Origin of the sequence: Thalassovita sp., assembly GCF_963691685.1 — a bacterium.
Lineage (GTDB): Bacteria > Pseudomonadota > Alphaproteobacteria > Rhodobacterales > Rhodobacteraceae > Thalassobius.
Genome location: NZ_OY829290.1, coordinates 4057406 through 4083159, shown reverse-complemented (window position 1 = coordinate 4083159; position 25754 = coordinate 4057406). Strand labels below are relative to the sequence as shown.

29 protein-coding genes are annotated in these 25754 nt (G+C 59.7%); 14 read left to right on the top strand and 15 right to left on the bottom strand.

Translation table 11 applies throughout. The annotated features are described in order from the left end of the window. Positions 1–153 precede the first annotated feature (153 nt). Complete coding sequence (locus ACORLH_RS19825; protein ID WP_321830045.1) at positions 154–1125, bottom strand: acyltransferase family protein; 972 nt, start codon at positions 1123–1125, stop codon at positions 154–156. 301 nt (positions 1126–1426) lie between these two features. Between ACORLH_RS19825 and ACORLH_RS19820 the strand changes: the two genes are divergently transcribed. Together ACORLH_RS19820 and ACORLH_RS19815 are read left to right on the top strand one after the other, a co-directional pair. Next, the gene (locus ACORLH_RS19820; RefSeq protein WP_321830044.1) at positions 1427–1870 is read left to right on the top strand and encodes an OmpA family protein; all 444 of its coding nucleotides are present in this window, start codon (positions 1427–1429) and stop codon (positions 1868–1870) included. 149 nt (positions 1871–2019) lie between these two features. After that, the gene (locus tag ACORLH_RS19815) at positions 2020–3006 is read left to right on the top strand and encodes a family 16 glycosylhydrolase (protein WP_321830042.1); all 987 of its coding nucleotides are present in this window, start codon (positions 2020–2022) and stop codon (positions 3004–3006) included. Here the strand turns inward: ACORLH_RS19815 and ACORLH_RS19810 are convergent. From ACORLH_RS19810 to ACORLH_RS19790, 5 genes are all read right to left on the bottom strand, one after another. After that, positions 2956–3876 (bottom strand): AEC family transporter, encoded by a 921-nt coding sequence (locus tag ACORLH_RS19810; RefSeq protein ID WP_321830041.1) that lies wholly within the window; start codon positions 3874–3876, stop codon positions 2956–2958. The two genes, ACORLH_RS19815 and ACORLH_RS19810, sit on opposite strands and share 51 nt — an antisense overlap. 226 nt (positions 3877–4102) lie before the next feature. After that, entirely contained in the window at positions 4103–5374 is a 1272-nt protein-coding gene (locus tag ACORLH_RS19805; protein WP_321830040.1) for a folylpolyglutamate synthase/dihydrofolate synthase family protein, read from the bottom strand. Further along, on the bottom strand, positions 5371–6330 hold the full coding sequence (accD, locus tag ACORLH_RS19800; protein WP_321830039.1) for an acetyl-CoA carboxylase, carboxyltransferase subunit beta: 960 nt from the start codon (positions 6328–6330) through the stop codon (positions 5371–5373). The genes ACORLH_RS19805 and accD overlap by 4 nt, the downstream gene beginning before the upstream one ends. Before the next feature lie 65 nt (positions 6331–6395). Continuing rightward, positions 6396–7307 carry a CPBP family intramembrane glutamic endopeptidase gene (locus ACORLH_RS19795; protein WP_321830038.1) on the bottom strand — a complete coding sequence of 304 codons (912 nt, stop codon included), beginning with the start codon at positions 7305–7307 and terminating at the stop codon, positions 6396–6398. Positions 7308–7311: 4 nt separating this feature from the next. Then, entirely contained in the window at positions 7312–8226 is a 915-nt protein-coding gene (locus tag ACORLH_RS19790; RefSeq protein WP_321830037.1) for a CPBP family intramembrane glutamic endopeptidase, read from the bottom strand. 201 nt (positions 8227–8427) lie between these two features. On the opposite strand from ACORLH_RS19790, the gene ACORLH_RS19785 reads away from it, so the two are divergent. The 3 genes from ACORLH_RS19785 to ACORLH_RS19775 all read left to right on the top strand — a co-directional run bounded on the left by ACORLH_RS19785 (position 8428) and on the right by ACORLH_RS19775 (position 10503). Beyond that, positions 8428–9267 carry a hypothetical protein gene (locus ACORLH_RS19785; RefSeq protein WP_321830036.1) on the top strand — a complete coding sequence of 280 codons (840 nt, stop codon included), beginning with the start codon at positions 8428–8430 and terminating at the stop codon, positions 9265–9267. A gap of 69 nt (positions 9268–9336) precedes the next feature. After that, entirely contained in the window at positions 9337–10113 is a 777-nt protein-coding gene (locus ACORLH_RS19780) for a DUF6478 family protein (protein WP_321830035.1), read from the top strand. Between the two features lie 12 nt (positions 10114–10125). After that, complete coding sequence (locus ACORLH_RS19775; RefSeq protein ID WP_321830034.1) at positions 10126–10503, top strand: hypothetical protein; 378 nt, start codon at positions 10126–10128, stop codon at positions 10501–10503. Between the two features lie 4 nt (positions 10504–10507). Here the strand turns inward: ACORLH_RS19775 and ACORLH_RS19770 are convergent, their stop codons facing one another. From ACORLH_RS19770 to ACORLH_RS19760, 3 genes are all read right to left on the bottom strand, one after another. Next, positions 10508–11506, bottom strand: coding sequence for a haloalkane dehalogenase (locus ACORLH_RS19770; RefSeq protein WP_321830033.1), 999 nt, complete (start codon positions 11504–11506; stop codon positions 10508–10510). 10 nt (positions 11507–11516) lie between these two features. After that, positions 11517–12116: a short chain dehydrogenase gene (locus tag ACORLH_RS19765; protein ID WP_321830031.1), complete on the bottom strand. Its 600-nt coding sequence runs from the start codon at positions 12114–12116 to the stop codon at positions 11517–11519. 67 nt (positions 12117–12183) lie between these two features. Further along, positions 12184–12750 (bottom strand): TetR/AcrR family transcriptional regulator, encoded by a 567-nt coding sequence (locus tag ACORLH_RS19760; protein WP_321830029.1) that lies wholly within the window; start codon positions 12748–12750, stop codon positions 12184–12186. A 121-nt stretch (positions 12751–12871) separates the two neighbouring features. On the opposite strand from ACORLH_RS19760, the gene ACORLH_RS19755 reads away from it, so the two are divergent. Genes ACORLH_RS19755 through arsH form a run of 5 tightly spaced genes read left to right on the top strand, consistent with a single transcriptional unit; the run spans position 12872 to position 15665 of the window. Then, complete coding sequence (locus ACORLH_RS19755) at positions 12872–13201, top strand: metalloregulator ArsR/SmtB family transcription factor (RefSeq protein ID WP_321830027.1); 330 nt, start codon at positions 12872–12874, stop codon at positions 13199–13201. Between the two features lie 29 nt (positions 13202–13230). After that, entirely contained in the window at positions 13231–13737 is a 507-nt protein-coding gene (locus tag ACORLH_RS19750; protein ID WP_420719777.1) for an arsenate reductase ArsC, read from the top strand. Then, the gene (locus ACORLH_RS19745; protein WP_321830023.1) at positions 13734–14429 is read left to right on the top strand and encodes an MIP/aquaporin family protein; all 696 of its coding nucleotides are present in this window, start codon (positions 13734–13736) and stop codon (positions 14427–14429) included. Before ACORLH_RS19750 ends, ACORLH_RS19745 begins: the two co-directional genes overlap by 4 nt. Continuing rightward, positions 14426–14848: an arsenate reductase (glutaredoxin) gene (gene arsC, locus ACORLH_RS19740; RefSeq protein ID WP_321830022.1), complete on the top strand. Its 423-nt coding sequence runs from the start codon at positions 14426–14428 to the stop codon at positions 14846–14848. Before ACORLH_RS19745 ends, arsC begins: the two co-directional genes overlap by 4 nt. After that, positions 14841–15665, top strand: coding sequence for an arsenical resistance protein ArsH (gene arsH, locus ACORLH_RS19735; RefSeq protein ID WP_420719776.1), 825 nt, complete (start codon positions 14841–14843; stop codon positions 15663–15665). The genes arsC and arsH overlap by 8 nt, the downstream gene beginning before the upstream one ends. Positions 15666–15711: 46 nt before the next feature. On the opposite strand, the gene ACORLH_RS19730 is transcribed toward arsH, so the two are convergent. After that, positions 15712–16422, bottom strand: coding sequence for a glutathione S-transferase family protein (locus ACORLH_RS19730; RefSeq protein WP_321830021.1), 711 nt, complete (start codon positions 16420–16422; stop codon positions 15712–15714). A gap of 66 nt (positions 16423–16488) precedes the next feature. Next, entirely contained in the window at positions 16489–17043 is a 555-nt protein-coding gene (gene sigZ / locus ACORLH_RS19725; protein WP_321830020.1) for an RNA polymerase sigma factor SigZ, read from the bottom strand. 191 nt (positions 17044–17234) lie between these two features. On the opposite strand from sigZ, the gene ACORLH_RS19720 reads away from it, so the two are divergent. Both ACORLH_RS19720 and ACORLH_RS19715 read left to right on the top strand, forming a co-directional pair. Then, positions 17235–19259, top strand: coding sequence for an NADPH-dependent 2,4-dienoyl-CoA reductase (locus tag ACORLH_RS19720; RefSeq protein ID WP_321830019.1), 2025 nt, complete (start codon positions 17235–17237; stop codon positions 19257–19259). 138 nt (positions 19260–19397) lie between these two features. Beyond that, positions 19398–20348 carry an HNH endonuclease gene (locus ACORLH_RS19715; RefSeq protein ID WP_321830018.1) on the top strand — a complete coding sequence of 317 codons (951 nt, stop codon included), beginning with the start codon at positions 19398–19400 and terminating at the stop codon, positions 20346–20348. Positions 20349–20388: 40 nt separating this feature from the next. Here ACORLH_RS19715 and ACORLH_RS19710 read toward each other — a convergent pair whose 3' ends face one another. From ACORLH_RS19710 to ACORLH_RS19700, 3 genes are all read right to left on the bottom strand, one after another. Continuing rightward, positions 20389–20835 (bottom strand): GNAT family N-acetyltransferase, encoded by a 447-nt coding sequence (locus ACORLH_RS19710; protein WP_321830017.1) that lies wholly within the window; start codon positions 20833–20835, stop codon positions 20389–20391. Positions 20836–21064: 229 nt separating this feature from the next. Next, complete coding sequence (locus ACORLH_RS19705) at positions 21065–21409, bottom strand: antibiotic biosynthesis monooxygenase (RefSeq protein WP_321830016.1); 345 nt, start codon at positions 21407–21409, stop codon at positions 21065–21067. Continuing rightward, positions 21406–21750, bottom strand: a complete 345-nt coding sequence (locus tag ACORLH_RS19700) for an NIPSNAP family protein (protein ID WP_321830014.1) — start codon at positions 21748–21750, stop codon at positions 21406–21408. Before ACORLH_RS19700 ends, ACORLH_RS19705 begins: the two co-directional genes overlap by 4 nt. Before the next feature lie 101 nt (positions 21751–21851). Between ACORLH_RS19700 and ACORLH_RS19695 the strand changes: the two genes are divergently transcribed. Both ACORLH_RS19695 and ACORLH_RS19690 read left to right on the top strand, forming a co-directional pair. After that, positions 21852–22553 (top strand): winged helix-turn-helix domain-containing protein, encoded by a 702-nt coding sequence (locus ACORLH_RS19695; RefSeq protein ID WP_321830013.1) that lies wholly within the window; start codon positions 21852–21854, stop codon positions 22551–22553. A gap of 45 nt (positions 22554–22598) precedes the next feature. Next, positions 22599–23510, top strand: a complete 912-nt coding sequence (locus tag ACORLH_RS19690; RefSeq protein WP_321830012.1) for an AEC family transporter — start codon at positions 22599–22601, stop codon at positions 23508–23510. Here ACORLH_RS19690 and ACORLH_RS19685 read toward each other — a convergent pair. After that, positions 23507–25678: an ATP-binding protein gene (locus ACORLH_RS19685; protein ID WP_321830011.1), complete on the bottom strand. Its 2172-nt coding sequence runs from the start codon at positions 25676–25678 to the stop codon at positions 23507–23509. The genes ACORLH_RS19690 and ACORLH_RS19685 overlap by 4 nt on opposite strands. Positions 25679–25754 lie beyond the last annotated feature (76 nt).

The window sequence follows — 25754 nt, the reverse complement described above, 5'->3', positions numbered from 1 at the left end:
CTTCGGCACGGTGAATTGGGGCAATGGACCAAGCCCGATGGTCCAGCCGAGATGTCGGCTACGGGCAATTGTGCGGATCAGACAAATGGTCATTGGTAGGGTGAAGGCGATCTTCGCCGCGACGTGCTGGGTTGGTGACCAGCTTGCAGGGATTCAGATTTCGGCGAGATCGAGAAAAGTGGGGTGGCACAGGTAAATGCCGAAGGAATAGGGCGCCCAGACCGAGAGTTTTTCAGGCCAATTGCGACCACACAGCAGCATGGTGAGGCTCATCAAGACCAAGGGCATCAGAAAGTCCGCCCAATAGCCCGGTTCATTTCCGTAGGCCCAAGCGCCGGTCTGAATGACGATCACCATGGCTTGCAGCTTCAGCCCCAGAAGCACCAGTGCGAAAACGATACAGATCGTGAGAAGGGGCCAGAGGGTCTGCTTGGCCAACTTTGACCCGTGTCTCAGCCACAGGCCAGCGAGGGCAGCAGCCGCAAACCCGTAGCCGCTGTAGCTCAGGATTTTTATCGCGCGTAGCACATAGGGCAGGCTGGGACTGTCCCAAAGCGTGCTGTAGGCCCAGGCGTCCAGATGCCATTTTGCAAGCAGGCCGAAGACGACCAATAGCCCCATCCAAGGGCGCGTCACGGCGGTCAGAAACAGTGGATAAAGCAGCAGTAGGCCCATCAGCGTTGGGATGAAATGCATGTGATACTTCACATCCCCCAAGACTAGGAAGCCTGCCCATGCTACGGGATCTGTCAGCTGAGCCAACGCCTGCGGATGGTAATTAAAAGCGCTCGCTTTCAACAGGTTATAAAGGGCGTAAAACAGGGTCCAAAAGACAAACGGCGGCAGCAGCCGGCGGGCTTGTTGCGCCATCGTGGCCCGGTACCCACGCGGTCGTCGATCCAGCGACAGCAGCAAGAGGAACACTGAAATCAGCAAAAACAGCTCTGTCCGGGCCATATAAAGGACGGCGCGTAGCAGCATTGGGGCAATCCGCTCCGCCGCTGTGGCCTCCGGGAACGGCAACCCGGCAGAATTTGACGTAGCATGCAGTCCCACCATCGACACGCCGGCGCACAGGCGTAGCCCGTCGATCCAGGTGTGGCGTGATGGTTTTGTGTCCTGCATATTCGTTGCCTCCTTCAGGCCCCGCAGAGCCGTTGATAGCTCCACCGTTGTGTGAAGAATCACAACAATCAGTTAATGGCTGCGTGATTATTTCGTTTGCGTCGGGTGGCGTTTGGCTGCGCGCGTCGGCTACCCGATCGCTGCGATCCGTTCACCTTTCGTTAGCACGGGGCTGCTAGTTTCAGCGACGGAGGTCCCAATGAATCGTTTCACGTTAGATCGAAGACTGTGGTGGCTCGTATGGCCTGTGTCGTTGTTGTTGACCTGGGGGAGCCCGGTCTCATCACAGCCCGCGCAGGCGGTGTGTGACCAAATCTATGCACAATATCAGTTGATTGCTGAAGGCTGCCCGTCGGGTGAAGCAGACGGCGCCAGCGCTGCGGAGGGTCTTGCGGCGCGGATGCGGGAATCGCATGTGTTCTTCCCCGCTGGCGGCAGCCGTCTGGATGCGGCGGCGAAAGCTCAGATCGCGCAACTGTCTGAGGTTCTGAACATTTCATTGATGCGCCAGACCTGCCTCAGGTTGGTCGGTCATTCTGATAGTGTCGGCGGTGCTTCGGTGAATGAAGCCCTGTCTTTGCAACGAGCCACGCAAGTGGCTGAGGTGTTGAAGGCGCAGCTGGACGATCCAACGCGGGTGCAGGAGGTGCTGGGTGTTGGGGAGGCGCAACCGCTCGCCGGGTTTGCAACAACGGCGGTGGAAAATCGCCGGGTTGAGCTCTGGGCAAAGACCTGTGTGCGTTAAGTTCCTTATCTAAACCTTGGGATACCTGCGTTGGTAAAGAGGCCGGCGGTGCGAGACCAATCCATTAACCATAACTACTGAAAATTTGCAGAAAACTGTCTCGTTGCACCGTTAGTGTTAACGAATGTTAACCTTGACGGGGCAGAGATATGGGGTCGATCAAATGGCTAGGGTTTTGGCGTCTGGCGCTGGCTTTGGGTGTGTCCCTCGCCAATCCGGCACCTGCGCTGGATTTGCGTGCAGGGCAGACGGATGAAGCCGTTGCAAACGCCGACGGGGCACAACAGCCATACCCGTGTGACGCCTGTATCGGGGCGCGCTTGCCTTTTGAACCGGGCAGAGGGGTGGAGGCGCCAGGATCAAACTCGCTGGTCATGCCAGTGTTGCGCGCGCAAGGAAGCGGTGAATTGAGGAATGAAGGCTTTACAGAGCGTTTTGACCCACCCAACAGGCACGACTGGCATATTGCCGATTATCAGTTTTCGCATCCGGACTTTGACACCGATTGGGAACGCAGGAACGTCCGGATTTCAGCGGGTGCAACGCTGAGGCTCAGGCCACAAAAAAACCAAGACAACGGGTTTGCCGGCGCATCGCTCAGGCGGACGGCCACCAGCCACTTTGGTCGCTATGAGGCTCTGATGCAGCCGGCGCGTGGCGCTGGGGTGGTGACCGGGTTTTTCACTTACACAGGCCCCTATTATGGCACCCGTCATGATGAAATTGATATCGAGTTTCTTGGGAAAGACACCCGCAAGCTGCACCTGTCTTGGTGGGTGGATGGTGCGTTGAACAGTCACGTGGTGCCGCTGGGGTTTGATGCTGCGGATGGTCCGAGGCTTTATGCCTTTGAATGGCATCCCGACAGGCTGCGCTGGTTTGTCGAGGGGCGGCTGTTGCATGAGGTTCGGGCGGAGAGCTCAGCATTACCCGCGGTGCCGAGCTATCTGTTCTTTAACCTTTGGGCCGCGGATCAGCGATTGCAGGGCTGGGCGGGGCAAACCGCAGAAGGGACGACGGCGCAGGCCCGGATCCTTTCTGTCACTTTCACACCGCTGCAGGATCTGCTGACAGGATTGCCCCGATCACAGACCGGCGATGATCGCCGATACCGTGAGGATGCTGAGCGCGGTTGAGATCAGGATGGTGGCCGAAACCCGCTGTGGCGCCACGCCGTAGTGCTGCGCCAGGATAAACACATTGCCTGCCACGGGCAGGGCAGCGGCGGCGATCATCACGCCGGCTGAATAGGCCTCCACCGAGAAGATAAAATAGGCCGTCGCGGCAACGGCGGCGGGGTGCAACACCAGTTTGGCAAAGCTGAGCCATGCCGCCACGGCCAGACGTTCGGCCGATTTGCTGGCCAGCGAGGCACCGATCGCAAAGAGCGCGCCGGGGGTGGCGGCGGCGCCCAAAATCGCCAGGAAATCATTGATCGAACCGGGCAATTTCCAGGTAGACGCGGACCACAAAAGGCCCAAGCTGATGGAGACAATCATCGGGTTTTTCAGCAGTCCCAGGCCGACGCTGAGCAGGACGCCGGGGGACAGGCGGCCATCGCGGCGGGCGGTGATGACGATGACGATCAGACTGCCAAAGACGATGAGGTCACAGGCCAGAACCAGCATCACCGGTCCAATCGCGGCCTCGCCCAGCAGCATGACCAGCATCGGCACGCCGAGGAAACCCACGTTGCCCACAACGCCGCATTGGGCCTCAACCGCGGCCTCTTCGACGCCGCGACCGCGCAATAGTGCCACGCCGGTGACCAGAAGATATACCGCCATTGTGCCCGTGAGGTAGGCCCAGACAAAGGGCAGATCGAAAACCTCTGCCAGGGTCAGGTTGGCGGAAAACCGAAACAGCATCGCCGACAGTGCGAAGTAAAAGACAAAACGGGTGAGCCAGGCGGTGGCCTCTTCCGGGAAAAAGCCTGTCCGGCCGGCGCCGTAGCCCACAGCAATCAGCAGGAAGAAGGGCAGGGTCTGAAGCAAAACATCGATCATGGGACCAGCGGTAACAGGCGGGGCCTAAACAAAAAAGGGGGCCGTTGACCCGACCCCTCTTTCTTGCCCTGCCTGACGTCTTCGGTCTGGCCTTCGGTGCCAGCGCATCTTGCCTGTGCAACCCGTCGAACGTGTCCCCCCCGGGATCACGCGGTGGATCACCGCCCTCGAATTCGGTGATTCGACCTTAAGCGAATCGGTGCGAAGCAGTCAACAGAGCGATTCGTTAGCCGTTTTCACGTAGAATCGCGCCCGCCAGATAGAGCGAACCGCAGATCAGCACCCGCGCGTTGGGCTCCTCCGCGACGATCGCCGCCAGGGCGCTTTGCACATTGTCGGCCTCAGAGGCCTGCATGCCAACCTCGCGCGCCATACGCGCGGTCTCTTCAGCGGGCAGGGAGTTTGGCTCATCCGGGATCGACACGGCGATCAGGCTGGCAACATGGGGCATCATCGGGGTCAGATAGCCCGAGATATCTTTGGTGTTGAGCATGCCGCAGATCAGATGGGTCGGTCGTTTCGGCAGGCTGGCCAGATGGCTGCCAATGGCCTGACCGGCGGCGGGGTTATGCCCGCCGTCAAGCCACAGCTCGGCCTCGGGGGCGGCCTCGACCAACGGACCCTCGGCAAGGCGTTGCATGCGGGCGGGCCAGAAGGCCTGCGTCACGGCGGCCTCGGCGGCACTGTCATCCTTGCCCAGATGGCGCAGGGCGGCGATGGCAGCACCGGCGTTCTGGATCTGATGGGCGCCGGGCAAGTTTGGTAGCGGAAGGTCCAACAGGCCACGTTCATCCTGATAGATCAGGCGGCCGCGTTCTTCCCAGACGTGCCAATGCTGACCATAGGCGATCAGCGGCGCGCCCAGACGGGCGGCGGTGGCCTCGATCACATCCATCGCCTCTTCGGGCTGCGGGCCAACAACACAAGGAACGCCGCGTTTGATGATGCCAGCCTTTTCACCAGCGATCTTGGTCAGCGTGTTGCCAAGGAATTGCTCATGGTCGATCGAGATCGGGGTGATGATGGTCAGTTCGGGCTGGTCGATCACATTGGTCGCGTCCAGCCGCCCGCCCAAGCCCACCTCCAACAGGGTGAAATCTGCGGGCGTACGGGCAAAGGCCAGAAGGCCGGCGCAGGTGGTGATCTCGAAATAAGTGATGTTGCCGCCATCGTTCTTGGCGTAGCACTCATCCAGGATCTCGGTCAGATGCGCCTCAGAGATCAGATCCCCGGCCAGACGGATCCGTTCATGGAACCGGGCCAGATGGGGTGAGGTATAGGCATGGACCGTGTTGCCCGCCGCATCAAGCCCGGCGCGGATCATCGCCTGGGTCGAGCCTTTGCCATTGGTGCCCGCGATATGGATCACAGGCGGCAGGGCGTTTTGGGGATTGTCCAAAGCGTCGAGCAGACGCCAGACCCGGTCCAGCGTCAGATCGATGATTTTGGGATGCAGCGCCATCATCCGTGCAAGCACGGCGTCGGAACCCTGCTTCATTTTGCGTCAGGCTCGGCGCCGCCGAGGGCCTCTGACAGGCTCTCTTCGGGTTTGTCTTCGCTGGCGGCGACAGGTGCCGGGGCCGGCAGGTCGCCTTTGATCGCGGGTGACAGGCCCAGCAGCATGCGGGTGATGGAGATCAGCTCATCGCGCATCTCAGTGCGTTTGGTCACGCGGTCCAGCATGCCGTGATCCAGCAGGTATTCGGCGCGCTGGAAGCCTTCTGGCAGTTTTTCACGGATGGTCTGTTCGATCACACGGGGACCGGCAAAGCAGATCAGCGCATTGGGTTCAGAAATCTGCACATCACCCAGCATGGCGTAAGACGCGGTCACACCCCCGGTGGTGGGGTGGGTCAGTACAACGATGTAGGGCAGGTTTGCCTCTTTCAGCATCTGCACGGCCACGGTGGTGCGCGGCATCTGCATCAGTGACAGGATGCCTTCCTGCATGCGGGCGCCGCCCGCGGCCGAGAACAGGATCAGCGGGCGCTTCAGCTCCACCGCTTTTTCAGCGGCGGCAATGATGGCGTTTCCCACATACATGCCCATGGAGCCACCCATGAACGAGAAGTCCTGACAGGCGGCCACAATCGGGGTGCGGCCCATTTCGCCGGTGGCGACCAGCATGGCCTCTTTCTCACCGGTTTTCTTCTGCGCGGCTTTCATCCGCTCAGGGTATTTTTTCTGATCGCGGAATTGCAGCGGATCGGTGATCGGCGTGGGCACCTCAACTTCGGTGAAGATGCCGCCATCGAACAGGTTTTCAAACCGGGCGCGGGGGGTGATCGCCATGTGGTGATCACAGTTGGTGCAGACATTCAGATTGTCGGCCAGTTCACGATGGAACAACATGGTTCCGCATTCGCCACATTTCGTCCACAGATTTTCAGGCACCTCACGGCGCGAGAAGATCGAGTTGATCCGCGGACGGACATAATTGGTGATCCAGTTCATGAGCGATTGCCCTGCTTGCTGCGTTCGTGAGCTAGTCAAATAAGCCCGACGTAACGGAAATGCAATCAGCGCCTGATGGCAATTCGGGCGGAAAGCCAGATTATCAGCATCACCAGCAGTTCTGCGATCAATCGCGCTGAGGGGAAAGCGGCGTCTTGGGCGGATGGCGGCAGCAGTGAGTCGCCCGTTGCCTCAGGCGCGGGGAACAGCATCAGGGCCAGCCCAGAATCAGTGCTTCCCATTTCGCCAAAGATCAGAAAGGCAAAGGCGTTGTTGGCCAGATGAAAGCCAACAGCCGCCCCCAAAGCGCCGCTGCGCGCGGTCAGATCCGAGGCGGCGAGGCCAAAGAAAAAGGCCCAGATCACATATTCCCATGCCTCATTGCTGGCAGCATGGGGCTGCCAATGGGCGGCGGCGAACAGTAGGTTGGGGACAAGCATCCAGACCCAAGTGGCGCGGAACCGGGCCGCAAGTTGCTGCTGCAGATAGCCACGATAGAGCAGCTCCTCAGCGCCGGTTTGAATCAGCAGGGCGATCATCGCCAGCGGCAAAGTGGTCAGCCAGGCCAGCGGCATGTTCCACACGCCGCCCGCGTAGGAATAATAGGGCGGCAACAGCTCGATCAGCAGAAAGCCCCCAAGGCAGGCCAATGTCACCTGCCGTAGGTCATTCCAGGCCTGATTTGGCGGTCCGATCAGGCTGACGGCGCTGCGAAAATGCAGTTTGCGGGTCACGGTGATGACCGAGAGGATCAGCAGCGAAAAGGCAAAGAGCTGCAGCAGCAAACCCCCGCGTGTGGTGCCGGAATAGTAGCTGTCCACAAAGCCGTCCGGGGCGCTGACCAGAACGGCATCCAGCAGATTCAGACCCAGTTTATAGCCCACCTCAATCAGGACGAAGCCAAGGGCCAGCCGGGGCAGGTCAGGGGTCAGGCGCGCGGCTGCGCTGTAGCCGTGGTGAGGGTGGTAGGCTGTCATGGGCTCACCGTCGCAGAACCAGCCGCGCCGTCAACCAACCAAGTCCCAAAAGCGCGATATCCAGCGTCAGCGCCTGCCGCAGCGCAACGGAATCCCTCAGATCCATCGGCGCGCTGTAAAGCGCCAGCCCCGAAAGCGCCGGATCCTGCGCGACAAACAGGATCGCGATGGCATTTGACAGAAAATGCAGCGCAATTGCCGGGCCTAGGGTGCCTGCACGCGCGGTGAGATCGGCTGCGAACAGCGAAAACAGCGCCGCCCAAAGGATCAGTAGCCAAGCGCTGTCACCGGCTTCGGGGCGGTAATGCAGCAGGCCAAACAGCAGGGCAGGCAGGCCCATCCAGATCAGCGGCGTGTCAAACCGGACGGCAAGCTGTTGTTGCAGATAGCCGCGGAAAATCAGCTCCTCCGTGCTGGTTTGGATCAAGATCCCCAGTAATGCGACGGGTAGCAGCATCAGCCAGCGCCCAACGGCCTTGCTCTCTGTGATCGGGGCGAGCACCTCACTGGGGGGCAGGATCCAGATCACAAGGCTCAGCAGAATCAATCCGATCAGAACGGCAATGCCCTGCCGCAACGCGGCCTTTGGCGGCCCGATCAGGGTTAACGGCGCGCGTTGGTGCATCTGTGCCGTGACAATCGCGATGGCGAGACCCAGAAACCCAAAGCTGAACAGCAGGTAAAGCGTTCCGATCGCGGTGGAGCCGTTTTGGACCGAAAGGGTGAAGGCGTTGAATTGGTCAGGGCTGAGCAGGATTTGCAGCAGGTTTTGCATCGCCCAGAGCATCAGCAGATACAGCGCTGCCGCCATCACCAGCCCGGGGATCAGCCGCCAGGCCGCTGCGCTATCACCTGCGGGGGCGATAAATTGGGCATGGGCCCTATAGGCCCGGATGGGCGATCTGCCGGGGCGGTTCATTTGCGCAAAAGCTCCTTAAGATGACCCTAACGCCACAGTGTCCGGGACAACAGGGCAGAGCATGGAAAAGCGGCTTGAGGTCGCGGGCAGGCATCGGCTAACGCTTAACCGCGTTGTCACGGAGCTGCTGTTTGTGAGGACGTGAAAGGTGCGGGTTCACTGCGCCGTAAGGGGGGGTAACGATATGGTGGCGCAGGCAAAATGAGGTCACGCAACGGGCTGCGTTTGGCGGTGTTTTTCGCCCTGTCCACAGTGTTGTCGGGCTGTCTGTCCCTTGGGGATGGCGGGGTCACCCGGCAAGACAATGTGATGACCCGCGCGGCCCTGGCCGGGGGTGAGGTGATCGTCGTGCCGCCGCAGGGCTACTGCATTCAGAAAGACAGTCTGAAAAGCCGCCGCGATGGTGGATTTGCGCTTGTGGCGTCCTGCGAACGGCTGACCGGTTTTGTCAGCGGCTACCAGGTGCCGCCGGTCGTCATGACCATTTCTGCGGTTGAACGGGACAGCACCGCACCTGAACCCAGCGCCGCAGAGGTTTCAGCCGGTTTGGGGGACCGGCAGGTGCTGCGCCGGTTGCATGGCGATGGGCTGACGGTGGTGCAGGTGGTGGATCCGGCGCCCTTGTCGGTGGAAAGCGATCCCAAACACTGGCGCGGTATGATGGTGATCAATGGTCACATGGTTGGTCTGGCGCTCTACGGCGCCAAAGACAGCGCCGAAACCGGTGAACGTGGCCTGACGCAACTGATGTGGCTGGCCGAGCAGATCCGCGAGGAAAGCCCGCAAAGACCACGCCCTGCTGCGGCCTTTGAGGTGGCAGATGTGCCGGCAGGTGCCGGGACGCAAGGGACGGAGCCGGGCCAGCCAAGGGTGCAGCGCACCGGCCTTGGCGCCATTCGTCCAGTGGCCCGCCCGGGCACGCCGGGGGCGCTGCGTGAGTTGCCCGTTGCAGCCCCGGCGGAGGCCCCAGTGGCGAAAGACGCCGAAGACGGCAAAGCTAAGCCTATACTCCGCAATATTTTTGGTCGTATATTCAGCTAAGTCGCGGCTGTCCTGATTGGGCAAGGACCGCGCAGATGAGGCAATAAACGGGCAGAGGGGACGCGCCACATGGCAGGCATGCCGGGAAGCGATCTGATCAAGACATTTGTGTCGGAACGGGTGCAGAAACGCTGGGCCAAAGCCGCGCGCGCTGCGGCGGGCGAAGATCTGGCCGCCCTGCGCCGTCAGCGCAGTCAGGCGCGCGAACTGCGCACCCATTTGAATGAGCTGATTCACGTTGCCGATGAACGACTGGCGCTGCCCGCCATCGGATCAACGCAGTTTCGTCGTCCGCAGGGATCTGACTGGGGTTGGCGCCCGGCGTTGTGGCGCGGCCCTTTGCCGGTGCCCGGCATGTCGAGCGTGCAGAACAAAAGCCAGCTGGGCGAAGAGGTCACGCTGTTTCACGACTGCGCCTTTTCCGAGCTGACCCTGCGCCAGCTGCGCAACACCCGCGAAGCGGATCTGGCGCCTTACGGGCTGCGCATGGACGTGTTCAAGTTTGACGGATCCTTCCTGTCGCTGGTGATCGATCTGCCACCCGAAGCGGTGCAGGGGCTGAAACGCCGTCACCTGCTGCGGATGGACACGATTGTGGAGATGGAAAAGCCGCTGGAGATTTTTGCCCGGCTCAACATCAAGCACGGTCCCAATACCGAACAAATCGTGCGCGAACTGCCGCTGCACGAAGAAGAGATCATGGTGGAATTTGATCTCGCCTACACAAAACTGAACGAAAAGCGGGTCGAAAAGGCCTGGCTGGACCTAATTTTTGAGGGCCCCGAGATGAACCAGGTTGTATTGCGCGACCTGACCTTCTCGCGCCGGCCCCGCGCCGAACTGTAAGGAGCCTGCAGCATGAGCGAAATGCAACTGACCAAAACCCGGCTTCTGGAAGGGGTCTGGGAGGGTGTGCTGCAAACCCATCGCGGTGCGCGCTATCAGCCCAAGATCTCGGTCACCCATCTGGACAAGCCGGTTCTGGGGCACTCGATGCAGGAAGGCAGCACCGAAGGGGAATGGCTGGTGCGGGTGCCGATCCCGTCACAGCTGCTATCCGACGGGGTACAGACCTTTGTCATTCTGGATGCGGAAAGTGGCGAAACGCTCAGCAGTTTTACCATTCTGGCCGGCGATGCGCTGGCGGATGATATCCGGGCGGAGGTCCAGCTCCTGCGGGAGGAGCTGGATATGCTGAAACGGGCCTTCCGCCGCCACTGTCTGGAAACCCTTTAAAGGCTCAGGCCGCCCGGCGTTCCGCCCCTGCGGCCAACCAATGCAAAACCCGGCGGGACAGGTCAGCACCGGCATCTTCCTGCAGAAAGTGCGAGGCATTGCGGATCTCGGCATGTGGCTGACCCGCGGCACCGGGCAGGGCTTTGAACTGGGCATCGATGCCTTGACCGGCCAGAAACGGATCCTTGTCACTGAACAACACAAGGGTTGGCACCTGTGACTGGCGCAGGTGGGTCCAGGCGCCCTGCGCTTCCTTCAATTGGGTGGCCACGATCTGCGGCATAACACGGGTGGCGACGTGATACCTGCTGTCGGGGAAAGGGGCGTCATAGGCGGCGCGTTCGGCCGTGGTCAGGGTTTTCGTGGTCAGGATCTGCATCACCTTGCCGATTTCGATTTTGCCCGCGTGTTTGAAATACCCTGCCCAATTGCCATAGTTCTGCTTGGCCGCCAGATCTGAAATCGAGGGCTTGCCAGCGAAGAGGCGCATCAGGCGCAGGATGTTGGGCAGGGCAAAGGCCATCGGGCCTTTGACGTCCGACAGCGCCGTATTGGCCACCGCCATACGCCGGATCCAGGTTGGATGCTGTTCCATCACCCTGAGGCCGATCATGCCGCCCCAATCCTGAAAAAAGGCATCGGCCCCGGTCACACCCAGCTGTTCAACAAAGCGGCTGATACAGTGCACATGGGCCTGATAGCTATAGATCTTGGCCTCGGCAGGTTTGTCCGATTTGCCAAAGCCGATCAGATCGGGGGCGATCACCCGGTACCCGGCGGCGACAAACTGGGGGATCATATGACGGTAGAGGTAGGACCAGCTGGGCTGCCCGTGCATCAGGAAAATCGTGCCTTTGTCGGCGGTGCCTTCGTCCACATAATGGAGGCGCAGCCCGTCCACCTCCATATAGTTTGGTGCAAAGGGGTAATCGGGCAGATTGGCAAAGGCGCTGTCAGGTGCGCGCAGAACCGTGCCGTATTTGGGATGGCTGTATTGGGTCATGATCAGGGCCTCACGCTGCAAGGGTTGTCAGAACGTCGCCGCGCATGTCGCCGTTGAGCGCACGCAGGTAGGCCTGTGCAGTGTCCGCGGCGGAGACGACGCCCAATTCGGGCTGGCCCAGTTTGGCCATGGTTTCTTTGACAAAGATCGGTGAGATGAGGTTGATGCGCAGATCCGGCAGCTCAGCCGTGGCGACCCGCACAAAGGCCTCAAGCGCGGCGCAGGAGGCGGCGATCGCTGCGGTGCCGGGGTAGGTGTGCTGCGCGGCCGTGCCCGAGGTCAGGACGATGCTGCCGCCTTTGGGCAGGACCGTGTGCCCGTAGCGGATCAGGTTCATTTGACCTTTCATCTGCACCTCCAGCGTGGCGTCCATCTGCGCGTCGGTCATCTGCGTCAGCGGCACCATGGCTGCAGCGCCAGCGGCGGCGATGATGGCATCCAGCGGGCCGGTTTCGGCAAACAGTGCCTTGACCGCGGCGGGATCGCCCAGATCGACGTGATGATCCATCTCGGCGCTGCGCCCGGCGGTGACAACCTGGTGATCGCCAGACAGCGCCTGATGGATTGCACCGCCGATGATACCTGTGGCGCCAATGAGGAGAATTTTCATGAGATGTCCTTTCTTTTGAGTGTTTACTTGCATGTAGGTAAGTTTAGGGGGTGTAAAAAACGGCGGCCTATGTCAGGCCAGCCGCCCAATCTGTCAGGAGCCCGCCAAGCGCCGCGCGCGCTGCGTCGCGGTTGGGCATATGCTGGATTGAGGTCATCAATCCCATCATCAAGGTATGGGCCCGGTTGGCCTCGCGCTGGCAGTCGATATCGCTGCGGATCTCACCTGCGGCTTTTGCATCTTCCAGCGTGGCGACCAGGCTGGCGTTTACATCGCGGTAGAAGGCTTCGGTCAGCACACGCAGGGGCGCTGGCAGGTCCGGGTCCGCGGCCAGGAGGGTGCAGCTGCGCAGATCCTCGGGATCGGTTTCCGGGGCCCAAAAACTGTCATCCAGCATCTGGACATAGCCGGCAAAGTTGCCCTTGAAGGCATCGCGCATTGCATGGAACGCCGCCACCTGACGGGTGCCAAAGTCTTCGGTCACCGCAATCGCAAGGCTTTCCTTGTTCTTGAAGTGGTAGTGCAGATTGGCCCGCGTGGTGTCCAGCGCCGTGGCGATCTGACCAAAGTTCAGTTTGCCATAGCCGCCCGTCATCAACTGGGCCTCGGCCAATTTGAGAATCGCGTCTTTCATAACAGGCTATTTACTTACAGGTATGTCAGTCTGCAAGGGGGCACGGAAAAAATTCTGAATTCCGGTGACTGTCATACAGTTTTTACTTGCCGAATCTAGATATATCCATAATTCATGAAATATGGATAAGATGATCGCCCTTTCTGCCTTTGCGGCCCTGTCACAAGCCAACCGTCTGGATGCCTTCCGCCTGCTGATCAAAGCGGGCAGTGACGGCATGGCGGCTGGTGAAATCTCAGACGCATTGGGTGTGAAGCAGAACACCATGTCGGCCAGCCTGTCGGTGCTGCATCAGGCGGGTCTTGTGCGCAACAGCCGGGAAGGGCGCTCCATCCGGTATTTTGTGGATATGCAGGGGCTGCGCGGATTGCTTGGCTTCCTGATGGAGGATTGTTGTGGCGGCAATCCAGATCTGTGCCGCCCGATACTGGATGACATTGCCTGCTGTTAAGCGGGTCAGACTACGGAAGGATCCCTGTGATGGGAGACATCAAAAACGTTTTGGTGCTGTGCACCGGCAACTCCGCCCGCTCGGTCTTGGGCGAGGTGCTGATCAATGAATTGGGCAAGGGCCGGTTCCGCGCCTATTCCGCTGGCTCACAGCCCACGGGCAGACCGAATCCCTTTGCGGTCGAACTGCTGGATGGGCTTGGCTATGACACCTCCTATGTCCGCTCCAAAAGCTGGGATGAGTTTTCGGGTGAGGGCGCGGTGCAGATGGATTACGTCATCACGGTCTGCAGCTCGGCTGCTGGTGAAACCTGCCCCTATTGGGCCGGTGCGCCGGTGTCTGCGCATTGGGGAATCCCCGATCCGGCTGGCGCTGGCGAAACCGATGAGGAAAACCGCGCGGCCTTCCGTCAGGCGCATCAGCGGATGGAGGCGCGGGTGAAGGCGTTCCTTGCGCTGCCATTGGATGAGATGGATGCAGCCGCACAGAAACAAGCTCTGAACCTGATCGGGACTGAGCTGGAGGGCGCGGCATGAGGCAGGATGTGTTTCGCCGCCTGACCGCCGAAGGTCTGGGCACCGCTCTGCTGGTCTGCACCGTGGTGGGATCCGGTATCATGGCGGATAAGCTGACCGAGGATGTGGCGCTGGCGCTTTTGGGCAATACGATCCCGACCGGGGCCATTCTGGTGGTGCTGATCACCATCTTCGGCCCGATTTCCGGCGCCCATTTCAATCCGGCAGTGTCGCTGGTGATGGCCATCCGTGGCGATCTGCGCTGGGCTGATCTGGCGCCCTATGTGGCGGTGCAGAGCCTTGGCGCCATCCTTGGCAGCCTTGTTGCGCACGGCATGTTCGACCTTGAGATCCTGCAATATTCCACCACCTCACGCACCGGTGGCGCGCAGTGGTTTGCCGAAGGTGTAGCAACCTTTGGGCTGCTGCTGACCATCCTTGGCGCGGTGCGCTTCCGCAGCGAAAGCGTGGCCGTGATGGTGGGGCTTTATATCACCGCGGCCTATTGGTTTACCGCCTCAACCTCCTTCGCCAATCCGGCGGTGACCATTGGGCGGGCCTTCACGGATACCTTTGCGGGCATCAATCCCGGTGATGTTTCCAGCTTTATCATTGCGCAGATCGCTGGTGCACTGGTGGCCATGGTTCTGGCGGGGGTTCTGTTTGCAGTGCCTCAGGATGAGGCAGAGCTGACCGCAGGAGAACAAGCATGAGCATCGTCATCCATCACAATCCGGCCTGCGGCACATCACGCAATGTGCTTGCGATCATCCGCGCCAGCGGGGTGGAACCGGTGGTCATCGACTATCTGCACACCGGTTGGACCCGGCCACAGCTGCAGGCGCTGTTTGCTGCGGCCGGTCTGACCCCGCGCAGCGCCCTGCGCACGACAAAATCCCCGGCGAAGGAGCTGGGGCTTTTGGATCCAGAAGTATCGGAGGAGGTGCTGCTGGATCACATGCTGGAACACCCTGTTTTGGTGAACCGGCCCATCGTCTGCTCGCCCAAAGGCGTCAGACTGTGCCGCCCGTCTGAGGCGGTTTTGGACCTCCTCGAAACGCGGCCCAAGGGGCCTCTTTATAAAGAGGACGGCGAAATGATCCTGAACGAACAAGGAGACTGCGTTGTCTGACGCCATCCCTAATATCCAAGAAGAAAGCTTTCACGCCATTGATGAAAGCAAACTGTTCCCCGCTGAACGCGCCAGCCACAAGCCGCGGATCCTGCTGCTTTATGGCTCGCTGCGTCAGCGCAGTTTTTCCCGCCTGATGGTGGAGGAGGCCGCGCGCATTCTGGAACGGCTGGGCTGTGAAACACGGGTGTTCAATCCGTCCGGTCTGCCGCTGCCGGATGACGCTGAGGCCGATCATCCCAAGGTGCAGGAATTGCGCGATCTGGTGATGTGGTCCGAAGGCATGGTCTGGTGTTCGCCGGAACGCCACGGCGCGATGACCGGTATCATGAAGACCCAGATCGACTGGATCCCGCTGGCCCCGATCGGCGGCATTCGCCCAACGCAGGGTAAGACCCTGGCGATCATGCAGGTCGAAGGGGGGTCGCAAAGTTTCAACACCGTAAACCAACTGCGCATTCTGGGCCGTTGGATGCGTCTGATCACCATTCCAAACCAATCCTCTGTGGCCAAGGCCTGGGATGAGTTTGACGCGGATGACCGGATGAAACCGGGCCCGTTCTACAATCGTGTGGTCGATGTGATGGAAGAACTGACCAAGTTCACCCTGCTGACCCGCAGCCAGTCAGCCTATTTGGTAGACCGTTATTCGGAACGGGTGGAAAGCCTGGAAAAGCTGTCAGAGCGGGTGAACATGCCTGCCGCCGTGGCAGCGGAAAAAACAGCTGAGGCCGCCAAACCTGAGGTGCAGGCCGTGCCGGAGAAGGCAAGCTGTTGCACCCCCAAGGCCACCCCAAGCGGCGGCAAATGTTGCTGATCCATTAACTTAATAAAAGGGCGGGTCTGGCGACCCGCCCTTTCTGTTAGCCACAGCAGCCGCTGGCAGCTTTTGCGGCCGGGGCGCAGGCCTGTTCGTCGGCTGAGGCGCCACGGCCCAGCCAGGTCCGCTCGGCCAGATAGAAACGGGCAAAAGCCTCTTCAAAATCGGGCGAGACGGTTTTGGTGGGCAGCCCGGTGGCCATCAGAGCCTGTTGCCAAGCCTGCACCTTGGGGAAGCCTGCCAGCATGTCATGACTGCTGTGTGCCTGCACAATTGCGGCGCGGTGCAGCAGCGGCAGCCAGGCCATATCCACATTGCCAAGCGTCGCACCGTTGAAGAAGGGGCCATCGGCCAGCTGCGTCTCCGCCTTGGCAAAAGCCTTGGCAAGTTTTGCGTGCCGTTCCAGATAGGTCGCGTGGTCAGCGCTTTGCATGGTCGAACACTGCACCAGATAGTGTTTGGACCCCTGATAAGACCAGGCCCGGTTCAGCGCACGGGCCTCTGGCGTCAGGTCAGGCTGCAACGGGGCTGAGATCTCATCGATGTATTCGACGATGGCATCCGATTCAAAAAGCGCCACGCCCCCTTCGGTGACCAAAAGCGGCACCTGACCGTTGGGCGACAGCTCCAGAAACCAGTCCGGTTTGTCCTTCAGGCTGATGTATTCGATGTCATAGGGCAGGCCCTTGGCTTCCAGCATGGCTGTAACGCGCTGAACGAAGGGGCAGATTTTGAAACTTACGATTTTGATCACGGGTCGTGTCCTTTTGCTAACTTCATCTGGTAAGACGCAAGCCGCAGGAAAAAGACGACGATCAGCTTAACATTTTTTGCAAGTCTCTGGTTTTGGGTCGTAATCCGCGATCAACCCGCGACTGTCTCGACGCAGTGTGCAGCAGTTTTCGTAGAGTTTGCGCAGTTCCGTGCGGCCCTGTTGTACCCGTGACTTCAGCGTCGAATAGGGCAGGCCAAGATCTGCGGCGACAGATTTTTGCGCCTGGCCCTCCAGATCCACAGCCCGCAACAGCTGCGCCGTCTCCGCAGGCAGCGCATCGATGAAGGGCTCAATGCAATGTTCCAGTTCGCGGCGCACCTCAGGCTCCTCCGCCCCGTACCACAGATCATCCGGGTGCAAATCGCTGCCCTTCTTGCTGCGCCGGTAATGGTCAACCACCGCATGTTGGGCGGTCTGAAACAGCCAGGGCTGCAACTTGCTGTGTTCCGCCAGCGTCGGCAGCCCGTTCAGCACTTTGATGGAAATCTCCTGCAGCACGTCGTCCACATCAGCGGCATTGGCCAGCCGCTTGCGCAGAAACGCCCGCAAGCGGGATTGGTATTGTGGCCAAATGTCATTCAGGCTGAGGGCATCGGTCATCGCGTATCTCCTGCATCAAAGATGGTGCAGCAGCAGGGGCAGTTCAACGGTCTTTGCTTAGGGCGATGGCGGCAATTGCTTTCCGTGAGACTGGGTGACGTAACTGCCCTTTGCGTCAATCTTACGCCGCGTCCGACGTGACAGCCCGGTGATCGTCGCGCAGACTGTCCCCCAACGCAGGGAGGCACGCAATGTCAGATTATCCGCACCTACTTGCCCCGTTGGATCTGGGCTTCACCACATTGAAAAACCGCGTCCTCATGGGCTCGATGCACACCGGGCTGGAGGAGACCAAGAACTGGCCGCGCGTGGCCGAGTTCTATGCCGCGCGCGCTCGTGGCGGTGTTGCGCTGATGGTGACAGGGGGTATTGGCCCGAACCTTGAGGGATCGGTGCTGCCTGGCGCGGCGATGATGACCAAGGATGAAGACGTTGAAAACCATTCGGTGATCACCAAGGCGGTGCATGATGCGGGTGGCAAAATCGCGATGCAGATCCTGCACGCGGGCCGTTATGCCTATTCGCCGAAATGTGTGGCGCCCAGCCCGGTGAAATCGCCGATCTCCCCCTTCCCGCCGCAGGAGCTGGATGAAGAGGGGATCGAAAAACAGATCGCAGATATCGTCAACGCCGCCGTGCTGGCCCAGAAGGCGGGCTATGATGGGGTCGAGATCATGGGATCGGAAGGCTACTTCTTGAACCAGTTCCTGGTCACCCATACCAACAAACGCGAAGACCGCTGGGGCGGATCTTATGAAAACCGGATGCGCTTGCCGGTTGAGGTGGTGCGTCGCACGCGGGAAGCTGTGGGCGAGAATTTCATCATCATCTACCGCCTGTCGATGATCGATCTGGTGCCCAATGGCTCTACCCATGACGAGGTGGTGCAGCTGGCACAGGCGGTCGAGAAGGCGGGCGCCACCATCATCAACACCGGCATTGGCTGGCATGAAGCACGGGTGCCCACCATCGCCACCTCCGTGCCGCGTCGGGCATTTTCCTGGGTGACCAAGAAATTGATGGGCAACGTGGGGATCCCGGTTATCACCTCGAACCGGATCAACATGCCCGATGTGGCCGAAGATGTGCTGGCCGAGGGTTGCGCCGATATGGTCTCCATGGCGCGGCCATTGCTGGCGGACGCGGATTTTGTGATCAAGGCCGAGGCGGGCAAAGCCGCGCTGATCGCCCCCTGTATTGGCTGTAACCAGGCCTGTCTGGACCATACGTTCAGCGGCAAGCTGACCTCTTGCCTGGTCAATCCGCGGGCCTGTCATGAAACCGAACTGGCGATCACCGCGACCGAGGCGGTGAAATCCATCGCTGTGGTGGGTGCCGGGCCTGCGGGCCTGTCGGCGGCCCTGACGGCGGCGGAACGCGGCCATGACGTCACGGTGTTTGATCGTGCGGATCGTGTCGGGGGGCAGCTGAACATGGCACGGCAGGTGCCGGGCAAAGAAGAGTTCCACGGGCTGGTTGACTGGTTTGAGGCCCGCGTCGCAGCAAGCGGCGTGACGGTCAAACTGGGCGTTGAGGCCGGTGTTGATGACCTGAAAGGCTTTGACGAGGTGATCATCGCCACAGGTGTGGTGCCGCGCGATCCCGGCATTCCCGGTCAGGACCGCGCCAATGTGCTGAGCTATATCGACGTGCTGCGCGACAAGGCTGAGGTGGGCCAAAAGGTGGCTGTGATCGGCGCCGGCGGCATTGGCTTTGATGTGTCTGAGTATCTGGTGACCGGCGACAGCCCGACGCTGGACCTGCCGGAATGGATGAAGGAATGGGGGGTTGGTGATCCCGAACAGACCCGCGGCGGTCTGGCCGAAACCGGCCCGCAGCCCGAAGCCCCCACCCGTCAGGTCACCCTGATGCAGCGCAAAGCCAAGGCGCTGGGCAAAGGTCTGGGCAAGACCACCGGCTGGATCCACCGCGCCGCGCTGAAAATGAAACAGGTCGAGATGATCGGCGGCGTGAACTACGAGCGTATCGACGACGCGGGGCTGCACATCAGCTTTGGCGAGGCACGCGAAAACCCGCGGGTGATTGACTGCGACACAGTGGTGCTCTGTGCGGGTCAGATCAGCGATCGTTCGCTGGCCGATGCGTTGGAGGACGAAGGTGTGACCTGCCACGTGATCGGTGGTGCGGATGTGGCCGCGGAACTGGACGCCAAACGGGCGATCAATCAGGGCACCCGGCTGGCAGCGTCCCTGTGACGCTCTGCGTGGATGGGGGCGTTGCCCCCTTGGCCTGACGGCCAATTCCCCCAGAGTATTTATGGAACGATGAAAGGGGGGCGGAGGCGCCCCCTTTTTGCGTGTTGGGTGCATGCCTCTTGCAATTTCAGGAGGTTTTTGTTTCCTGGTCAAATGGTGAAACTGGTTCTTTTGCACAAAACAGATTCGAAATATGATGATCGACCGTCAGAGGTTTATGATTTTCCCAAGTCCTATCTAAAGGCCGTCAGAGAGGCAGTTGGAGACTGGATCGTATATTACGAACCGGTAAAGGCTGGTCCGCGGGGCTATTTTGCGGTCGCCAAGATTGAACAGGTGATCGACAAACCAGGCGCCCCCGGTCGTTATTTGGCCCTGATGGAGCCGAACAGCTATCTTTTGTTTGATACCGAAGTGTCGCGGCTCCACCAAGGACGTCCGCTTGAGAAAGCCTTAGCCGAAGCAGATGGCACACCCAAACGGGGTGGCGCGGTGCAACTGGCGGTTCGTCGGTTGCCGGAAGCGGATTTTGCGCGGATCTTGAACATCGGCCTGCCGAGCGATTTGATTGAGCAGGAAATGCGCCGGTATGACCCCGCGCCTGCGAATACCCCAGGTGGGCTGGCAGAAGCGCCATTGTCGTTTGAGCGCCCTGTTGTTGAACGACTAACGCGGCGGAAGTATCGCGATGTTGTCTTTCGCCGCAAAGTCCGCGAAGCCTACGATTACCGTTGCGCCATGTCAGGACTACAACTGCGCAATGGTGGGGGGCGCCCGGAAGTTCAGGCGGCTCATATCCGGCCCGTAGAGGAAAATGGTTCGGATACGCCCAACAATGGATTGGCGTTATCGGGCACCTTGCATTGGATGTTTGATCGCGGGTTGATCTCAGTCGCTGAGGATCTGGAAACGATTTTGATTTCGCACAACAAGGTACCGGAGGATGTTGTGAACCGCTTGATCAGCCCGTCCGGTAAACTGTTGCCACCCGTAGATCCTCGCTGTGCCCCGCATCCTGAGAACCTGCGCTGGCATCGGGAAAACCGGTTTGGGCAAGTGGTCAGTGAGGGAGACACCCCCTGGGCCTAGGCTAGGGGAAAGGAGGGGGCCGGGTGGGCCCCCTTTTTGTTTATGTGGTGCTGTAGCGCAGGCGCAGGACGGGCAGGCCGGAGAAGCCGTCAGTCCTCTCCTCCAGTTCTTCAAAGCCATAAGGGGCGTAGAAGCCCCGGCCGATTGTGTTGCCGCGGAATACGTCCAATTCCAGAACCGGATGGTTCTGGGCGGCGTGATCCATCAGCGCTTTGCCGAGGCCGCGGCCGTGATAGGCCGGATCCAGAAACAGACCACCCACCTGATGGCCGAGGAGGGCGATGAAGCCCACAACCTGACCTTCTTGTTCTATGACGGAGGTGTCTGCCATTGGCAGGAAGGTGTTACGGATCAGGGCGTCCGCCTTGGCGATCAACTCATCGCTGAGAAACGGATGGGCCAGGGCGCTGGCCTTGTGCCAGGCCTGCATGACGGCGTCAGTGTCGGATGTATTAAAGGGTCGGATCATTGGTGATCTTGCTTTCATGTCTGCTGCCTCTTCTGAGGCGATGTTGAGAGAGGTCACGCGCCAACGGCCTGCCGGATTGGCAGGGCTTAGGTGTCAAACGTGGGGGCAGCTGGTGGATTGCACCAGTGATCCATCAAGGGATCACGTCAATGGCTGCCAAGTCTCAACGGGACATAAAATCTCCGGGTTACGGTATCTGAGAGTTAAGGGGCGGATGGGTGGTGGGCAAGACCTGCCCACCAGAGCCTTAGCCATGTGTGGCTTGCGAGTCACCGGGCGCCTCGGCCCGGTCCTCCATGCCGTAATCGCGCGCCACTTCGGCCACCCGCAGGCGATAGCCGGCAAATATGCCTTCGCGCCCCTTTGTTTGGGCAAAACGATGTTCGGCCAGGGCGCGCCAGTTCTGCACGGCGGCTTCATCGCGCCAGAAGGACAGCGACAGGAGTTTGCCCGGCTGCACCAAGCTTTCGAACCGTTCCACCGAGAGGAAGCCATCAATCTCCTGCAGCAGCGGTTTCAGCTCGGCTGCGATGTCGAGGTAGGCGTCGCGTTGACCTTCGGCGATTTCGACCTCGAAGATGACGGCAATCATGGGCGGGCTCCTTTCGGGCTGGCGGCGGGGGCGTGCGGTGCAGAGGCCAGTTTCAGGAAGGTGCGGTCTTCGCGCGAGATGAACTTTTCCCGCTGGGCAAATTCATAGTTTTCCCGTCCCAGCGGATCAGCGGCGAGACGGGCGCGATAGGCCTCATAGGCGGCGAGGCTGTCGATGTTGTAAATGCCATAGGCGAGGGTGGAGGAGCCTTCGTGCGGGGCGTAATAGCCGATCAGCTGGGCGCCGTTGCGCGGGATCGCCTGACCCCAGTTTTGGGCATAGCGTTCAAATTGGGCTTTCTTGGTGGGGTCAATGTCATAACGGATGATGCAGGTCAGCATGGGGCGTTCCTTTTTGGTGTTGGCTTGGTGTTGGGCTTGCTTAGCGGATCGCATGCTGCTTATGCTTCGCTATAAATCGAACTATATGCGACAGGTGTAGCATGAGAGATGGACCAGATATCGCTAGGGTGGCGGCGCTGATCGGGGATCCGGCCCGCGCCAATATGTTGAGCGCGCTGATGAGTGGCAAAGCGCTGACAGCCACGGAATTGGCGCAGGAGGCTGGCGTGCAGGCGCAGACCGCCTCAAGCCATCTGTCACGGTTGGTTGAGGGCGGGCTGGTTGCGCCGCGCAAATCGGGGCGCCACAAATATTTCAGCCTGGCCGGGGAAGAGGTGGCTGAGGTGCTGGAGGCGCTGATGGGGCTTGCCGCGGGCAAGGGGCATCTGCGGACGCGGACCGGGCCAAAGGATCAAGCGATGCGGCAGGCGCGGGTCTGTTACAATCACCTGGCTGGGGAAATGGGGGTTCAGATGTTTCGCAGCTTGCAGGCGCGGGGCGTGCTGGTTGGGCCGGATCTGCAGGTCAGCCCGCGCGGTCGGCAGTTTCTGAACGCGCTTGGGCTGGATCTGGCGGCGCTGCCCAAGAGCCGCGCGCCGATGTGCAAGGAATGTCTGGATTGGAGCGCCCGGCAATCGCATCTGGCGGGCCGTTTGGGGCGGGCGTTGCTGAGCCATTTCATTGATGAGGGCTGGGCGCGGCGACAGGCGGACAGCCGGGTGGTGCAGTTTACCCCACAGGGGCAGCGCCAGTTTGAAAAGCATTTTGGCAAAGCTGTGCGGCCGCAGGAGGATTTCGCTTGATGCGAGAAGGGCCTTGGCCCTAGATCGGCGCAGAAGGTAGGCGCCATGATTTTCATCTCAATTCTTTTTGGGCTGTTGCCCAGTTTCCTGATGGTCTGTCTGGGCGGGCTGATCCGCAAGCGGCTGTCGGTGAATGCCTGGCAGGGGCTGGATCGGCTGAATTTTGAGATTCTGTTCCCAGCGCTGATCTTTGTGGCGGCGTCCTCTCGTCCGATTGAACTGCGCGATATTGCCTCGATCGGGCCGCTGGTCTGGGCGGTGCTGACCCTTGGGCTGGCCGCGGGCTATCTGGCGCGCCGGTTCGGGCCGGATCGCTTTGTGGATTTCGCGGGCGCTTGGCAGGTGTCTTGGCGGTTTAACACTGCAATGGCCTTTGTTGCGGTTGAGACCTTGATGGATCCGCCCCTCGGCGAATTGGCCGTGGCGGTGGGGCTGGCGATCCCGGTTGCGAACCTTTTTGCCGTGACCGCCCTGTCGCGTGGCGGCGGGTCGCTGATGCAGACCGTTGCCAAAGTGGCGACAAACCCGTTCCTACTGGCCTCCATCTCAGGCGTGATTGTGGGCTTGAGCGGCATCCAGATCCCCGAGGTTGCAATGGCCCCGCTGGAGATGTTGGCCCGTGCCGCCATCCCGGTGGCGCTGATTTCGGTGGGGGCGACGATGAATTGGGGCGCGTTGGCGCGGTTGAACCGGTTCAGCGGGATCATTGTGGCCACAAAACTGGTGCTCCTGCCTGCCTTTGCCTTGGTGTTGGGCCTTGCCCTGGGGTTGGAGCCCGCAATTGCAGCCACTTTGGTGCTGTTTGCGGCACTGCCCACAGCCTCGGCCGCGCATGTGCTGGCGGCCGGGTTTGGGGCGGATCGCGAACTGTCAGCGACCCTGGTGGCACAGACCACCCTGTTGGCGGCGGTGAGCCTGCCGATATGGATTACGATGATCGAACTGGTGCTAAACTAAGATTTGGGAAAGTCGATACTCTCAATCGCCTCTTGAAGATCATCGTATTTGATCGGCTTAAGCATCCAGCTGTTCATCCCGGATTGTTTGAATTGGTCTTCGTTCTCCGTTTCAATATTGGCAGTGACTGCCAAGATTGGCATGGCTGGCCGGCTACATTCTTTTTCCTGCAAACGGATTGCACGTGCCAGCGCAAATCCTGACATCTCGGGCATCTGCACATCAGTGATCAGGAGGTCAAACTCACCCGCCCGCCATTGCAAAAGTGCTTCGCGCCCATTGGACGCTGTGACGGCATGGTGTCCCAGCAATTTTAGCTGCGACTGCAGTACATGCAGATTGATCGCGTTATCATCGACCACCAGAATATTTCTGCTTTTGAAGTCTGCACGGCGCTCATTGGGTGCACGTGGAAGCTCTTCTTGTTGCCAGGGGGGACGTGGCACCTCGCGGCCGGCCAGTTCTGCAATTGCCGAATAGAAGTCATTTCGGATCATTGGCATGACCGGGAAAATGAAGGTTCCGCTGCTTAGCCGCCTGATCAAGACACTTCTGTCGGTGGTGCAACGTATGACACCCGCATGCGGATGCTTTTGTCGAATCTCTTCTTCAATACGGTCAAATTCGGCGGGTGTTGTGGGTAACAGCAGAAAGATTGGGCGCTCAGTTGGGTCCGCGGGCAGATCAGGAAGGTCATCTAGATCCTCGGTCAAATGCCACGTTGCGCCTGCATGCCCCACAACGATGTCCAATCCCTCCTCTAGTGCGGGAACAGAGGGGCCAATGAAGTAAACCGTTAGTCCGCTGAGATCGGGCAAGAGGGATGGTGTGGCAACGGGAACAAGCGGAAGGCTGATTGTAATTGTGGTGCCCTTACCCGCATCGCTTTCTGCAGAAAAACTACCCTGCATAAGGCTTACAAGCCGGGTCGTAATGGCCATACCTAGGCCGGTTCCGCGGATTGACGAAAATAGCGTTTCTCGACCCTGAACATAGGGATCGCAGAACGTTGCAACCAGGTCTTCGTCCATTCCGATGCCATTATCGCTGATCTTAAATGTAAGTGTGTTTTCGCCGTCAGCAGTCGCAAAAACCACGACGTCGCCGGGTCGTTTCGTCAGCGAAGACGCCGAGTATTTGACGGCGTTACTCAGAATATTCAGGAGAATTTGCCTTAGGCGAACAGCATCAATTTCAATGTAGTCTGGGATTTTCGGGTCCAGAAAAAGCCGGATCGCGACCCCGTGTGAGGAGCTGAGCGGAATCAGCGTTTGCGCAACCTGCTCGACCAAATCAGCGATTTCGGTTCTGGTTGAGACGATGTCTAGCTTATCAGCGTCGATTTTGCTGGCATCAAGCACGTCATCAATGATGCGCAGAAGGGACATGGCCGATTCCCGAATCGTGGACATCGAACGCTGCTGGTTGGGCTTGATGCCTGAGTGTTCCAAAACGTCCAATGTGCCAATGATACCATTCATCGGTGTGCGGATTTCATGGCTCATGTTGGCCATAAACTTGTTGCGTGCCCGGTAAGCGGATTGTGCCTCAACAAGTGCAGCCCGGACTTCGTCACCAGACTCATTCAGGTGATATGCCAGATACGCCAGTTGAGAGACGATGAGTACCGACACTGTCAGGAAAATCGCGAACTGAATGTGTGGAGCAGAGGCGTTGGGTTGGCGTTGTTGTATGCCAATCGCCTCACCCAGTCCGTAGGCAGCGTCAAGGAAGGCCAAAAGCGCTGAAGCCAAGATGTAAACAAGGCAAATCAACAGCTGTTTTCCCTCTTGTTTCACTGCGAAGATCAAAAACGGGAAGCCCATTAGAATGAAGAACGTGACTTCGTGTGAGGTTTGGCCAGCGTAGTACATAGAAATGAGCGTCACCAAGGTTGTCGAGGTGAGCAACCATGTCATGCGCGCAAGCCGATCGGACCCTACCCTGAACAACAGCAATGCAGTGAAACTGGCAGGTAAGAAGCCAAGCACCAACGCCGCGCAAACGTACTCTTCCAGATAAATTAGGAGAAGCGTCCAAGGTACGACCAAGGCTATCGTGAGATAGACAGCATTTTTACCAAGCAAGACATGCTTGCTAAATGAGATGTCTTCTCGCAGCTCAAACGGGGAAGAGTTTCTAATTTGGTTCTTTAAATCGCCGTTCACAATCTAATGTTCGCAGGTAAGTGAGAGTGGTTAAAGCGTATTGCGGATGCACCTTTTGTCAAATGAAATAATATAA